At 57.9% G+C, this 13097-nt stretch carries 13 protein-coding genes and 2 pseudogenes; 5 read left to right on the forward strand and 10 right to left on the reverse strand.

Annotated elements, in window-relative coordinates:
• Positions 1–28 precede the first annotated feature (28 nt).
• A pseudogene (locus V1289_RS16015) lies at positions 29–497 on the reverse strand (MarR family winged helix-turn-helix transcriptional regulator).
• Between the two features lie 377 nt (positions 498–874).
• On the reverse strand, positions 875–2047 hold the full coding sequence (locus tag V1289_RS16020) for a patatin-like phospholipase family protein (RefSeq protein ID WP_334397804.1): 1173 nt from the start codon (positions 2045–2047) through the stop codon (positions 875–877).
• 242 nt (positions 2048–2289) lie between these two features.
• Between V1289_RS16020 and V1289_RS16025 the strand changes: the two genes are divergently transcribed.
• On the forward strand, positions 2290–3363 hold the full coding sequence (locus V1289_RS16025; RefSeq protein ID WP_334397805.1) for a LysR family transcriptional regulator: 1074 nt from the start codon (positions 2290–2292) through the stop codon (positions 3361–3363).
• A 150-nt stretch (positions 3364–3513) separates the two neighbouring features.
• Here V1289_RS16025 and V1289_RS16030 read toward each other — a convergent pair whose 3' ends face one another.
• The 6 genes and pseudogenes from V1289_RS16030 to V1289_RS16055 all read right to left on the reverse strand — a co-directional run bounded on the left by V1289_RS16030 (position 3514) and on the right by V1289_RS16055 (position 8354).
• A complete protein-coding gene (locus tag V1289_RS16030; RefSeq protein WP_334397806.1) occupies positions 3514–4263 on the reverse strand; it encodes a hypothetical protein in 750 nt (249 codons plus the stop codon).
• A 244-nt stretch (positions 4264–4507) separates the two neighbouring features.
• Positions 4508–4888 (reverse strand): annotated as a pseudogene (locus V1289_RS16035) (NYN domain-containing protein); the annotation flags it as partial.
• Positions 4875–5231, reverse strand: coding sequence for a hypothetical protein (locus V1289_RS16040; protein ID WP_334408002.1), 357 nt, complete (start codon positions 5229–5231; stop codon positions 4875–4877). The gene V1289_RS16040 and the pseudogene V1289_RS16035, both read right to left, overlap by 14 nt.
• Positions 5232–5294: 63 nt before the next feature.
• The gene (locus V1289_RS16045; RefSeq protein ID WP_334397807.1) at positions 5295–5864 is read right to left on the reverse strand and encodes a hypothetical protein; all 570 of its coding nucleotides are present in this window, start codon (positions 5862–5864) and stop codon (positions 5295–5297) included.
• 1523 nt (positions 5865–7387) lie between these two features.
• A complete protein-coding gene (locus V1289_RS16050; RefSeq protein ID WP_334397808.1) occupies positions 7388–8008 on the reverse strand; it encodes a hypothetical protein in 621 nt (206 codons plus the stop codon).
• Positions 7959–8354 carry a hypothetical protein gene (locus tag V1289_RS16055; RefSeq protein WP_334397809.1) on the reverse strand — a complete coding sequence of 132 codons (396 nt, stop codon included), beginning with the start codon at positions 8352–8354 and terminating at the stop codon, positions 7959–7961. The genes V1289_RS16050 and V1289_RS16055 overlap by 50 nt, the downstream gene beginning before the upstream one ends.
• Before the next feature lie 460 nt (positions 8355–8814).
• Between V1289_RS16055 and V1289_RS16060 the strand changes: the two genes are divergently transcribed.
• The 3 genes from V1289_RS16060 to V1289_RS16070 all read left to right on the forward strand — a co-directional run bounded on the left by V1289_RS16060 (position 8815) and on the right by V1289_RS16070 (position 10666).
• On the forward strand, positions 8815–9609 hold the full coding sequence (locus tag V1289_RS16060; protein ID WP_334397810.1) for a hypothetical protein: 795 nt from the start codon (positions 8815–8817) through the stop codon (positions 9607–9609).
• Positions 9610–9695: 86 nt separating this feature from the next.
• Entirely contained in the window at positions 9696–10097 is a 402-nt protein-coding gene (locus V1289_RS16065) for a hypothetical protein (protein WP_334397811.1), read from the forward strand.
• A gap of 359 nt (positions 10098–10456) precedes the next feature.
• Positions 10457–10666: a helix-turn-helix domain-containing protein gene (locus tag V1289_RS16070; RefSeq protein WP_334397812.1), complete on the forward strand. Its 210-nt coding sequence runs from the start codon at positions 10457–10459 to the stop codon at positions 10664–10666.
• Positions 10667–10975: 309 nt separating this feature from the next.
• On the opposite strand, the gene V1289_RS16075 is transcribed toward V1289_RS16070, so the two are convergent.
• Together V1289_RS16075 and V1289_RS16080 are read right to left on the reverse strand one after the other, a co-directional pair.
• Positions 10976–11665: a hypothetical protein gene (locus V1289_RS16075; RefSeq protein WP_334397813.1), complete on the reverse strand. Its 690-nt coding sequence runs from the start codon at positions 11663–11665 to the stop codon at positions 10976–10978.
• 83 nt (positions 11666–11748) lie between these two features.
• Positions 11749–12009, reverse strand: coding sequence for a hypothetical protein (locus V1289_RS16080; protein WP_334397814.1), 261 nt, complete (start codon positions 12007–12009; stop codon positions 11749–11751).
• A gap of 146 nt (positions 12010–12155) precedes the next feature.
• Between V1289_RS16080 and V1289_RS16085 the strand changes: the two genes are divergently transcribed.
• Entirely contained in the window at positions 12156–13094 is a 939-nt protein-coding gene (locus V1289_RS16085; RefSeq protein ID WP_334397815.1) for a S1/P1 nuclease, read from the forward strand.
• Positions 13095–13097 lie beyond the last annotated feature (3 nt).

Consider the following 13097-nt stretch of genomic DNA (forward strand, 5'->3'; position numbering starts at 1 on the left):
GCCGAGTTGCGGTTTGATTTCGCTTGTATCAGCCATGAATTGCTCGCTGTTGCACTACCAGCGAAGTGTCGCACGCGTCCGTGAGATTCGATTTCAACGTTTGTAGTGTCTTCTGCAGGTGTAGCCTGTCGGCATCGGAGACCCCGGCGAAGGCCTCGCTACTCGTCAGGTCGCCGAGCTTGCGCACTTCCGTCAATTTCGGCCGCCCGGCCGGTAAGATGAAGAGTCCAGACCCGTCGGTCGGTGGGGTCGGGCTGCCGTTCGATCAATCGGACGGATTGGAGCTTATCGACGATGCGGGAAAGCGTGATCGGCTCGAGGTCGAGGAGCCCCGCCAATCTGCTTTGATTGATCCCTTCGTTTCGGTCCAGATACGTCAGCACCTGCCATTGCGATCGGGTCAGCCCGGAACCCCGCGCATGTTGCTCGAATCTCCTTTTGAGCAACCGCGCGACTTCATCCAGCAGAAATCCAAGTGTGTGCGAATTGACTTCCATCTCGTGCAACTCCTTAAAGTGATAAGCTTGCCGCATGTCAGCTCGGTTCACGGATGCTGCATGGAGAAATTGCGTCTCCGGCGGGAACAGGTTCGGCAATATCGAGTTGCGGCATTTGAACGCAGCGCGTCGGGGTACCACGGTCGCACTCGACGGCAGATCCACGAGGTCCGGGAGATGCTGGCTCGAATGCAAGCTCGAGGACCGCCCTGCAATTGCCCTACCTATGCCGCTCGCCACGCTGGTGACGACGGCGAGCGTATTCCTGAAATTCATCGTACGCTTCTTTCGTTGGTTTGCGTGACTGACTTCGGAGGCATCTCCTGGGCCGGGAGTCAGCCGGCACGGGTTTGGCGTCGGACAGACGGTTTCGTCCCTTAGCCGCGGTCGTCCCGCTCCAGGTCGAAGACCGCGACGCCTTCAAGGTTGGTAGGTCGCTTCAGGACATCGGGATGACGCAGCGTTCGCACCGTATCGTGGTAGCCGGCACCCCAATGAGTCTCCATGCTCAAGCGGGAAAACTCATAGTCTTTCGAGTTTCCCTCGTAGGCCTTGGCCCGATAGATCAGGTGCACCATGTTGTAGACCTTGCGGTCGGCAATGGAGCGGAGCAGCTTCGCGTTGGGTTCGCCCTTCAGATCGTCGGGAAGCCTCTCGAGCAACGCAGCGACGGTGTTGCGTATCCGCTGCGCCCGCTTGAACTGATCCGTGTTGGCTCGGGTACGGCTCGAAGATTGAATCTCTTTTTGTCGCGTTTGGACCTCGGCCAAGTTGCCGGGAAACCCTCCCCGCGCGTTCCATAGGTCGACTTGGAAAGCCAGCGTGTCCCGACGCGGAGCGCTGTCCAGCACCCATTGCAACGGGGTATTCGAGACGAGGCCGCCGTCCCAATAGCTCTCGCCCTCGATTTCGACAGCGGCGAAGCCCGGTGGCAAGGCGCCGCTCGCCATCACGTGTTCGGGTCCGATCGTGTGCGTCGTCGAATCGAAATAGACGAAATTGCCGCTCCGCACGTTCACCGCACCAACGCTGAAACGCGTCTCCTGCGCATTGATACGGTCGAAATCGACGAGGCTTTCCAAAGTGCTCTTGAGCTTTGCAGTGTCGTAGAAACTGGTCGCCTCGATCGTGCCCATCGGGCGAAGCCAGGGCGGCGGACGCCTTGGCGTGAAAAATCCCGGAACGCCGCCCAGCATGGCCGAATTGGCACTGACTTGGTTCAATAGACCGCGAAGCCAATCACCCCGCATCGAGGACGTCAGGAAATCCGGCATCCACCTCCCGAGGACGTCATTTGTAACGAGCTCCCAGAACCCGCGCAGCTTCTCCACGCGCTTTTCCGGCGGGTTGCCGGCTATGATCGCCGAGTTGACGGCCCCGATCGAGATGCCCGCCACCCAGTCCGGATGGATGCCTGCTTCCGACAGCGCCTCGTAGACTCCAGCCTGGTAGGCGCCGAGGGCGCCGCCCCCCTGCAACAGCAATGCGATGCACTCGAAGGGTGCGCGGCGCTCGGCGCCAAGTTCCTTTCTCTGTTCGACCTTCAACATATTGAAATTGTCTCTCCGGGGTAGCTCGCCAGGAAGCAACGTCAGGACTTTTCCATCTTCGACGCGCACAAGTGAGCGAAGATTGATCCCTCGCCCGCGCCGGCGGCCGAGATGCCATCTTCCAATTGTTGTCACCCGGCAGTTGGATCTCGCGGGCTGGTTCTTTCGCTCCCACAAAGGAATAGCGGCGAGAGCCTGATTATGCTAATGCATATCTATTACAATCATCATTAAGCTAGCTCATGACCAACATTGATCTCAATCTGCTGCGGGTTTTCGATGTCCTGTATGACGAATGCAATGTCACCAGGGCAGCGGCTCGTCTTTTCCTCTCGCAGTCTGCGGTCAGCCATGCGCTCGCTCGCCTCAGGGATGTACTGGGCGATCCATTGTTCGTGCGAATTCCGTCCGGCTTGCAGCCGACGTCCCGCGCGCATCAGCTTGCGCCGCGGCTCCGAGTGGCGCTGGCAGAGATCCGCAACGTGGTTGGGATACCGCTGTTCGACCCGGCCAAGACACGCCAGCGCTTCGTCATTTCGGCCGGTTCTTATTTTTGCACGCTGATCGTTCCCGGCCTTATCGCGCTCGCACGCAAATCCGCGCCGGGCATCACCCTGCAAATCGTCAACACCAGCGCCGACCTCGCTCAGGCGCTCGACCAGCAGCAGGTCGATATCGCGTTGGGCGCGTTCGACCGAGTTCCGCCCCGCCTCCGATCCGAAGTTCTCTTTCACGATGAGAAAGCGTGGGCGATCGGCTCCCATCATCCTCTCGCCAAACAACCGTTCGACCATGCCGCCTTCCTCGCCTGGCCGCGTCTTGCCATCGGCATCGCCACCGCGACCGACCCGTCGCGTGAACCACCCGCACGCAAAGATCTCGTGTCTCGCGTCATCCTGGAGACTAACGATGAAGCGGATTCACCTCGATTGGCCCAGCGAGCCTCGACCTCGATGATGGTCTACGACGCGACGACAGCCATCGCCGTCACGGCGGCGACGGACATGGTCACGCTCGTTGCACGCCGCTACGCCGCCGCCTGCCCCAGTTCGGCGCAGATCAGGATCATCGACTTTCCTCGGAATCACGTGGAGACGATCGAACTGTCGATGCTGTGGCACAGCCGTGTTCATGACGATCCCGGTTCGCTGTGGCTCAGAGCACTCATTCGCGAGGCCGTCACTCTCAGTTCCGGTGCGTCGCAGTCGCAGGGATCCGCGACCGGGACGAGAGCTTCTGCGCGCGCCGGAAAGAAACCCGAGAGGGCGCCGGCCCGCGCCCGAAGTGGCCGAGCCGACCGTGCAGGAGGAAGCTAGGGTCGTCGCTCCTTAATGAAGCGTTTTCATAACGCTCTTGAGAGATGAGCATTATCCGCGATGCTGTCGTGCGCCGTATGTTTGGCGCGCAGAAGCGGACATCAACAAGTGGTATGATCTCGTCGAACTAAGCGCAGCAGGGTTTGCTAATCACAGCGATTGAAGAATGCACGTCGTACAGGCCATGCTACGGTGCGCTGTGTCAAATGGATCACTCTGCCTGTACAGGGCATTGAACACTTCGACCGAAAGGCAACCGGCGTATCCGGTTTTTATAACTTCGCGCAGGAAGGATTGCATCGGCGAATGTCCTTCGCCCGGGAACAGCCGATAGTGCCGGCTGATCTCGATGGGAGGCAGGGCTGAGGCCGCGAAGTCCGACAGTTCCACCATGAAGATCTTGTCGGCCGGAATGTCGGCGATGTCGTTCAACGGAATATCCGAAACGAAAGCATAGAAGGAAAAGCATAGAAGGAGTCGAGCATCAGGCCGACATTCGGGTGGTTCAGATCCCGCAAGGTTTTCCATGCCTGCCGGTAATCGGTGACCTAGCGACCCCAGCAGATCGGCTCGAATGCGATACGCATGTTGCGTGATCGTGCGAGGTCGGCCCGCGGTCATGCTGAACTTCTTGGCGATCTGCGGCCGGACATCCCGCCACCGGAAGCAATCGCCGTTGGAGACGTTGAAGGCATGGTTGGCGCAATTGGGATTCGATGCCACCCAGACAATACATCTGGTCATTTCCAGCCTCCGAACAGTGCGGGCGTAACCATCAGGATCGGCGACACCCTCACCCTCAGCATCGATCGGCCCCGATCCGCTCCGGATCGCCCGAACTGTCCGGACGGGAATTCGATGGCAGCGCAAGGATGTCGCAACCGCCACTCCAGCCGGCATAGATCACCATCCCGATCAAACCACCAAGAATTGACGACATCCACGACGCCGACCGCCGGTCCGTTGGATTGCAGTGCGACAGCGGGCTCCAACAAGACCGTTCCGCCCAAGGGCTACCGAGGCAACGATTATCGTATAAGTACGCACGATCTTGTCCTCTAAAGCACTCGTTTTCAGGGTTCGATGATTCGTTAAGGGGAAAGGCCGCGCCGCGCTCCGATCGGCGGCTAGGGACGATGGTCGCCGGGGCGAGCCGATTGGTCGGATCGCGCCGATGCTAACCTTCAACTCGTTGATATCGATGAAGACGTCGGCTGGCCGCCGCAACTCGTCCGCCACAATCGCGGGCCGACAAGCCATGATGGAGACCACGGTTACGCGGACACCACGTCGCTGCAGCGCTGCTACAAGGAACGGAAGTCGCCATCGCCCGAGAACAGTACAAGTTCGTCGATGTACTCGACAAGCTCCATGGCGCTGACTGCCAAGTCGACGTCCATCTCACCCTTAATTTTTCGGCCGAATCGACGAATTCCTTGGTCGCCTTCGTGATAACCGAGTATCCGTTGTAGCCCAACCAATCGATCAGCGGGCGGACTGACGAGAACTCCTTATCTTCGGTTATCAGCGGGTGAGAACCTACGACCTCGAGGAATGCGGACATCACCGTTTCCTCTGCCCCAGGTGGGCTCCACTTCGATCTCCGCCGAGAACTTCAGCATCAGGATCAGCGCGGCAGTCCCAATAGCAGCAGCGGTTGCCGCGGCACCAATCAGGGTCGGAACAATTGAAGGGATAGCGCAGCCGCCCGCAGGGATGGATGGGCGTGCGCTCATCATGTCCTCGCCTCCCAACAGCTCAATGGTAAGGCCACAGAGAATGGCGGCGGAACTCCGCGGGCACCAACGAAGAAATTTTGGTGCTGTCGTGAATTTCCTTTCAGCAATGGCGTCGGACTGGACGATCATGTACGGCCCGATTGACGCAGGAGAATGGATGGCAGCACCGTGCCGCTCGGGCGGAGAGAACCATCAATCCCGGTCGTCGCCTAGCAGCTCGGCGAGTCTGTCGTAATACTTGGCGACAAGGTCGACGTTGCCCTTGTTCTCGATCGGCGGCTCGGGCGACTTAAGCGCCATGCTCAGGCCGTCGAGCGCCTGCTTCTTGTCATTGGCTGACATCTTCTTGTCGGCCTCGACCTGCGCGATCTGCTGCTTGACGACAGCTTTACTGCCGACATACTTCTTGGTTGCGGGATCGAAGCCGCCGAGCACCAGGCTGATATTGTAAATCACGTCGTTGTATTCGTCGTAGCTTGCAAGGCCGTTCTTCTTTACGACCGCATCTAGTTGCGCGATCACTTTTGGATCCGGCTGCACGCTGTCAGGCTGCTTGGAGTTGATGGCGTCGATATCCTTTTGTGCAGCGAGCACACCCTGGATCTGCTTCTCGGTCAGCGCGATCTGCTTGATTTGGAGCGGCTGGCCGACCTGCGGCGGCGCTTCCTGCTTGGCCTGTGCCAGTGCACCGCCAGTGGTGAAGGCGCCTGAAAGACACGCGAAGCTCAACGCGGTGAGGACAGAACGAAGTGAGGCGCACATAGAAGTCTCCTGAGGGGCCTTGGGGGGACAGTGAATTGCAAAGGCGGAACTGCGTGCGAATTTGAAATGAATGACCGAGAACTGTTGCGGGGGCTTACCTCCGCTCGAGGTTGTAATCGATGCTCGTGCACTAGGCGACCTCTTAGATCCGCTAACCTCGTGATACCGAAACTGGCTTAGATGGAAAGACCGCGCCAATTCGACGGACTCTCACGTGGCGCTGGGCTTTACGGAGACCTGGCGATTTCTCAAGTGTCGGTTGAATTTTGGAAGAGAGAACGAAAGTTCCATGACCCGCCGATACCCCATACTTATGCACTGCCAGCGCACTCGGCAACGCCTGGTCACCGTGGGCTCTAAGCTCGTCCAAATATCTTCGGAATGCGCAGCCCACCGGCACCTGCAGACTCTCCCCAGTAGCAGCGCCTCGCTGGCCGTCGCCCGAAAAACGAGGCGCGGCTTCAACCAGATAGCGATGATCTGTCTGATTAGCTTCTCCACTTCCTGAACCACATCGGCAGGTGCAGACAATCGGATCCTATTTGCGATTCCGAGCAGTCGTTGCTCTTCGGAACCTAATTCGAAATCGCTTACCACCGCTTTGGCCATTACAGCGCTCGCCGCTGAAATGAACGCGGCGTACGCCGCCTCGGCTTAGTAATTTCCCGCTCCCGCCAATCTCGACGATCCAGCCGACGCTGGCCATACACCGTCGAGACGAGCGAGACTGCACCGTCGCGCAAAGCGCCACAAATCGCGGTAAGCGAACTCAAAAGGGCCGGATCAACCTTCATCACGTCCTCAGGGGCTTGCGGCCGAGCGCCCGGCAGTGGACCGAGGGGGCCTGAACCCCGCGAATCTTTCTTAGGCACGCCGGGGATAATCGATTCGAAGCAGCTATGTGAGAACCTCAAATTCATACATGCACCACTGAGCAAAATTCATCAATGGAGCGGGAGCTTACCGAAAAGCTGAATCACCAACCCCGGCACTGTCAAAAGTAAAGAGTTAATTCGGTCCACCTAAACGCGCGGTCCTCGACGGTGTCAGTAACGACGTGGTGGTATCTATGAGTTTACATTCAAATCGAACGAGCCGTACTTTAGCTTATCCATTCCGACGAAGACGCGTGGATGTCGGAAATATCGACGACACCGACGTCATAGATCTGGGCCCGGGATACGATTACCTAACGCTTGCAAGCGGACGCTACCTAGCGGATCGGCGGTTCGCGGCATCGCGTAGACTCGGTTGGAGCCAGGCACAGGATCTTTGATCAGGGATCCTCTAAAAACCGATGGGTCTCGCATCGATCAAGGATTCAATAGAGACTTCAGCTTTTCCGGCTTGTCGCACACACCCTTGTTGACTGCCTGATGCGTGACCCATGCGTGCGCTCAAATGCGAGGCCGAAGCGCGAGAACTACATCCGATTTGAGTTTTGACGGGCGCACAGGCTCAAACCTCGGACCCGCTGATCAAGGGTCAGCCGACTGAAACGATCGGGAAACCCTCGCTCCCCACTACGCAATTCTAGTAAAATACTTGGCGACTGCACTTGGCATCATGTCTCGGCGATCTGGAGTTGGGTGATCCGTCGGCTCAAGCACCTTCTGAGCCACGTGCATTTTCAAATCGACGTCCACGACGCCGACGTTAGCGAGCTTCAAATCTTCACACATCGATGCAACGAGCCAACCGACGGACCACGTCGGAAGCAGGATCCAAAATCTTCGGAAAAACGTGGATTCGGCCGCCACGTGTACCACTCGTCTGGCCGTCTCATCCTGGGAGATATCGCCGTAGATTGGATAGCAATCTACGGCATCGACCTCCAGGTTGCCGTTCGCGTTCCGGGTTCCGATAATGATATCGGGACTGGCATAACGGAAAGCGCCGGGCCATTTGATGATCTGAATTTTCTTACTTTGTCCAAAACCCGGCAGAATGGCTGCTTTCGTTTGCGGCGTGATCTGGCTATAACGACGCCATCGCACCGAGCGAAATCGCTGAACGTCCTGTTCCGCCGATTTCGTTCGGTCGGTCTTGGTTAATCTATCGTTGATATCAAAGCGATGCCGATACCGACGCGGTTCAAGTTGCCATCCCTTTCGCGTCGATGAATGCTTTGCGAAGCTCGACAATCCAGTTGTCGATAGTGCCCTGCTTATCGCCGTGAGCGATTGAGTTGCGAAGGTCGTTGCCGACTTCGAGCAATCTCCAGAGTTCTTCGGTCATCTCTTTCACGAAGAGCCCCTTGGCAACGTACATCTTGCCGGCAAATTTCCGGCCTCGTTTTCGTCGCTTGGCCACAGTCAGCAAATAGTTGAGAGCCTGTTCGGCAGCCAAGTGGCCTTTGAGGACGGTAACAATCCGCTCCTCGTACGCCTTGATCCGTTCTGTGGCTTGCCGATGGGCTTCCTCAAATTTCTTCTCTTGCTCGGTCGGCTCTTGGTCTTCCAGCATCACCCAATTTTCAACGTCGGCCACGGCTCCCTCCCTAGTTGCAGAAATCATGACATAACTTGGCAGGTAGTTCCATTTCCGGCAGCGGTCAGGGAGGATTGGTCCGGTTACGGCATGGAGACGGGCCTCCCGCGACCGTCGGTAATGAGCGTCTGTGACGCATCTATTGTTTCACGCAGCAGCTCGATGCCACGATGGTGTGGCTTGTTTCAATAAACGCTGGCGGGATCATCGAGGTTCTTGCGAGTGATGGCGCGGTCGGGTCCGGACGAACGTGCGAAGAGCTCCTGGAAGAGATCCAGCAGGAAATTCTGTCGCTCGAAGGATCCGCACTGGATGAGTATCGAGATGACGACCGGCAGCCATCTGGGCGCGGGACGTGTCACGGGATTGCTATGGAATTGACACACGGATAACTTGCTCTGTCAACAGAAAGTTACCTAGAATAGTAGCTGGGCTTTCGTATTTCGAACAGGATTTTCCGATGCGCACCACATTGATCGCGGCTTCGTTGCTTTTCTCATTGTCCTGCGTCGCTCGGGCGCAATCCCTCCCCACCGCCGCCGGCACCGACGACATCATGAAGCTCTGTGCCGGAGGCCGGGCGCTCGGAATCGAAGGAGAGGTGAAGGGCGAACTGACCCGCTTCCTGAAGGGCGCCGAGGCGACGGGGCAGGCCAAGCTGACCGACTTCGGCGCCGTACTGGACAAGCTGAAGCCGGACGCCGTCGGCGTCGAATTCTACAAGATCTACACGCAATGCCTGAAGGATCAAGCCGAGATCACGCTGCGGAAGAACAACGTCACCATCGCGGACAAACTGAACGACATCGACAAGCGGGTCAAGGCGCAGCCCTTGACCTTTCCGAAGGGCGTTTTCAGCGGCGGCATGATGTTGCGCAAGGTTCGTGTAGGCCGCTTCGACACGGTGATCAGGATCTTCGACGCCTCTTGCGACATCAACGTCTGGGCTGCGATGTGGGTGTTTCCGCTCGATAGGACAGGAGACCCCATGGTGAGATTCAAGATGACGCCAAGCGGCAGGACGGCGAAGCAGGATCCTTTCGAGATGCGCTTCGGCAGGGACAGCAAGGAGGTCGACGACGCGGGATACGAAACGCAGGACGCGGAAAAGATCGACGTCGATCAGAAGGAGTTCATCCCCTATGCCCTGTCCAAGCCTCCCGAGATAGAGGTGTACATGGCTTTCCGACCGATGGCCGACGATTGCACCGGCACGTATTCGGTCGAATACGAACCCAAGAACGCCGCTCGATAGGCGAGGAGGCTGCCAAACGGTAGAAGCTGGCAGATCGTGCGACACCCTTCGCCAGGTCGACCCAACCAATGGAGACGGAGTTAATCATGCGAAGCAAAGCAACACTGAAACTTTGGTCGGTTGCTACAGCTCTGGGTCTGCTGCCGGTCGGTAGGCTGGCCGCGCAAGAAGCATATCCCGTTCAAGCTTCCATTACTTATTCACCGCAGGTACGTGGATCTAATGAGAGCTTCTACAATCGATTTTGTAACGACGGAGACATGTACTTGGGATTTGCGAGAGACAAATCCGATCTTGCTCAGAAAGTTGCTCGCTTTTGCGGTGCGAGAGATCCCGGAGACTGGGTCGCGACGTTTCCACAAGGCGTCACGCTGGTCTTCTCGCTTACATCCAAAGGCGGATATCGTCAGAGGCGCATAGAGTCATTCGACTTGAAAAAATTGCGTTTGCGCATTAGTGTCAATGTTATGGATCACCGCAGACGCTGACGCCCAAGTTCTTGGCGCCAACTCCCTGATCCTAGACTCAGCCACGATAGTGGACAGGTGGTGAGTCTCTGCCGGCGGACCGTCATGGTCCGCCCTGCAGACAACGAGCGCCCGCGAAGACGTACTGAATGGTACTTCGCGGCTCGACGCGGCAGGCAATAGGCCTGCAACTCGCGGCCGACCGTTGAATCCACGAATTTCAGATTCACCGAAGACTGATGTTTCGAATGGTGCTTCGCGCCGGACGCGGCAGGCATTCCGCCTGCAACTCGCGGCCGACCGTTAAGTCCACTCAAATTTCAGATTCACCTGAAACTGACCTTTCCGCTCACGTTTGAGCGGTGTGGAGAACTATGTCCATGAGCAAGTCGGAAAACCCGAAACGAAATTGCTTCAGTTTGGAGGAATTCTGTTTTCGCAACGGAATCGGACGCACCACTGCCTACAAGGAGATTAAAGAAGGCCGTCTTCATCCGAAGAAAGTCGGAAGGCGCACCTTGATTTCACTCGAAGAGGAGACACGCTGGTTTGGTAGCTCTCCCGCTTTTGGGGAGTGTCACCATGACTAAACGTGAAATCGGTGACGCGCCTCCAGCCCAGCGCAAGGAGAGCGACAACGTAACTACGCGAAATACATTGCGACCGCCTTGGAAGACCTCGCAAGGGCGGCAGTCGTGTCCCTGGTGCCGCGGAGCGATGGAAACGTGGTGCCAATGGGAAAACGCGCGTAAGGGATCATCCTGCGGTCTTGCTCGAATTCATTCGTCTGATGGCGCCGGTAGGGGCGCCTCGATTCGGGATGTTTGACGAAAATCGTTCGGCAATAACCTACCCTCACCTATTTCACCATGACGCTTCCCCACAGCTAACGCTTCTGTTCAAACCGAGGCCAGCGAGAAGGCCAGGCTTTGCTGTGCGATCGGAGCGTGAGCACGCAGGACTGTATCAATCTCGTCAAAATCGACTGTGAACCTGACCTTGTTCAGCACCGCAACCGAGTCAGTTTGCCCATAGCGAAACACTTTCTGGATAAGGTCGCGCACATTGACGCCAGGCCTCGTCACGCCGTGTTTGTCAAATTCAGCGTCGTGTTCCCAGAACCCGTCCGGATCGAAAAAGATCATCGGCGTGAAGTCGGCAGCCGTCACGGCATAGAAATTCTGCTCACCATCCTCGAATATCTCGCGAAGGGTGCCGCCGGCGCCCTGCGCGTAGACGATGCCCGCACGCGACTGGGTAATCAGCGCTTCTTCCCTTATGCTGTTCTGGAAGTATTTGGCGTATGCGCTCGCGAACGGCGTCGAGGGCTCTGATCCATAGAACCAGGTGGGAATGGCGAGACTTTCTCCTCGTTGAGACGGTGCGCTGTCCTTCACTTCCAAAGCCGCGTTGAGCCAGAGCCGGGCCTTGTTGAATGCACATTCCTTTCCTGGCGCAGGATCGCCATTTGCAGCGACGACGTTGCTCAGGACCGGCAGGTTAGGAACAGTTGCAAGCGCGGCGAGGCCCTGCTCGAAAGCCGCGTCTGAAGCGTGGCTGAAGGTCGCGCCGAGGTGTCCAGCTTCCACCGCTCCCGGGCCGCCGCCAGTAACAATCAGATAGCCGGCCTGGGTCAGATGCCGCGCCAGCCGGGCTACGGCCGCGTAAGCACCTACGGTTGACCGCGGCCGACGAGTTTCGGCTTGGACTCGCGGTTCAGGAAATCCTTCAAGGCCTGCGCAATACGGGCGTCATGTCCGGCCTGAGCGAGGCGGATATCCAGGGTTTTCGGGGTCGCGGCGCCATCCGCAAAATAGGTGCCATAGGTGCGGAAGTCCCACGACTTCGCAAAGGCCATCGGGTCATCCCGGTCATACCCCTGAAGAAGATCGTCGATAGTGTAAAGCTTGTCAGGTTCGCCATACAGCAACATGGATTTTTCCATCAATGAATAAGCAAAAGGAATTGTGACGACTGACGCTCAGAAATATTCTAAGTGCAATTTCGCAAATTTGCACTCGTAAGTCGAGTGAGATAATCTGTCTTCATTCATTTATCGTTTTCCGGGGAGTTGTTGAGATGCGAACCATCACGGTCCTGGCTACGACGCTGTTGATTTTCTGCTGCGGCCCGGCGCAGGCATGGTGGGATGAAGGCCACATGCAGATTGCCTACATCGCGTACACCAAACTCACGCCGGCGGTAAAAGCCCGCGCGGACGCGCTGCTCAAGCTCAATCCCGACTACGCAGCCTGGACCGCGGGCGCACCGACCGGGATGGAGAGCGAGTACGCGTTCGTGCACGCAGCCACCTGGGCCGACGATATCAAGCTGAAGCCGAACTACCGTTACGGCAAGGTGACAGATGCGGACGCGGGCCAGAACGTCGGTTACAGCGACCTCGTGAACCACGACTACTGGCACTACAAGGACATTCTGTTTACGCCCGACGGCACTCCTCTGCCTGCACCGGTGCCTGTCGACGCGGTAACCCAACTGAACAAGATGATCGCGGTGATGCCTTCCTCGTCCGGTGCCACGGACGACCTGCGATCGTATGACCTGAGCTGGACGTTGCACCTGGTCGGCGACCTGCATCAGCCGTTGCACGTGATTGCGCGCTACACGGCGCAGATTGCGGGCGCGGTAGGCGACAGAGGCGGCAACGAAGAAAAGGTCGTTCCTGCGACGGGGGAGACCATCGCGCTGCATGCATACTGGGACCGGCTGTTCGGCGGGTATTCGTCGGTCTTCGGCGCGATCAACGACGCGACCCACGACGGAATATCCGGCATCACTCCTGATGCAGCGAAGGCCGGCATTCTCGATCCAGACGTCTGGGCCCAGGAGGGCTTCGATCTTGCGAAGCAGAATGCCTATGCGGACCCCATCCGTACCGACAAGACGGCGGTCGAGCTGACCAGGGCCTACGAGACCAACGCGCGCAATATCGCGCGGGACCGGGTCGCTCTGGGCGCGGCGCGACTTGCGAATCTGCTCAACCAGGTCCTGCAGTAGGTG

Origin of the sequence: Bradyrhizobium sp. AZCC 2289 (assembly GCF_036924615.1) — a bacterium.
In the GTDB taxonomy this organism is placed as follows: Bacteria; Pseudomonadota; Alphaproteobacteria; order Rhizobiales; family Xanthobacteraceae; genus Bradyrhizobium.

Coding starts and splice junctions, on each gene's coding strand:
- V1289_RS16065 (WP_334397811.1), top strand. CDS start 9,696: ATGCGAAGCAAAGCAACACTGAAACTTTGGTCGGTTGCTACAGCTCTG.
- V1289_RS16040 (WP_334408002.1), bottom strand. CDS start 5,231: ATGATCGTCCAGTCCGACGCCATTGCTGAAAGGAAATTCACGACAGCA.
- V1289_RS16045 (WP_334397807.1), bottom strand. CDS start 5,864: ATGTGCGCCTCACTTCGTTCTGTCCTCACCGCGTTGAGCTTCGCGTGT.
- V1289_RS16080 (WP_334397814.1), bottom strand. CDS start 12,009: ATGTTGCTGTATGGCGAACCTGACAAGCTTTACACTATCGACGATCTT.
- V1289_RS16025 (WP_334397805.1), top strand. CDS start 2,290: ATGACCAACATTGATCTCAATCTGCTGCGGGTTTTCGATGTCCTGTAT.
- V1289_RS16060 (WP_334397810.1), top strand. CDS start 8,815: ATGCGCACCACATTGATCGCGGCTTCGTTGCTTTTCTCATTGTCCTGC.
- V1289_RS16030 (WP_334397806.1), bottom strand. CDS start 4,263: ATGCCGGCTGGAGTGGCGGTTGCGACATCCTTGCGCTGCCATCGAATT.
- V1289_RS16085 (WP_334397815.1), top strand. CDS start 12,156: ATGCGAACCATCACGGTCCTGGCTACGACGCTGTTGATTTTCTGCTGC.
- V1289_RS16020 (WP_334397804.1), bottom strand. CDS start 2,047: ATGTTGAAGGTCGAACAGAGAAAGGAACTTGGCGCCGAGCGCCGCGCA.
- V1289_RS16070 (WP_334397812.1), top strand. CDS start 10,457: ATGAGCAAGTCGGAAAACCCGAAACGAAATTGCTTCAGTTTGGAGGAA.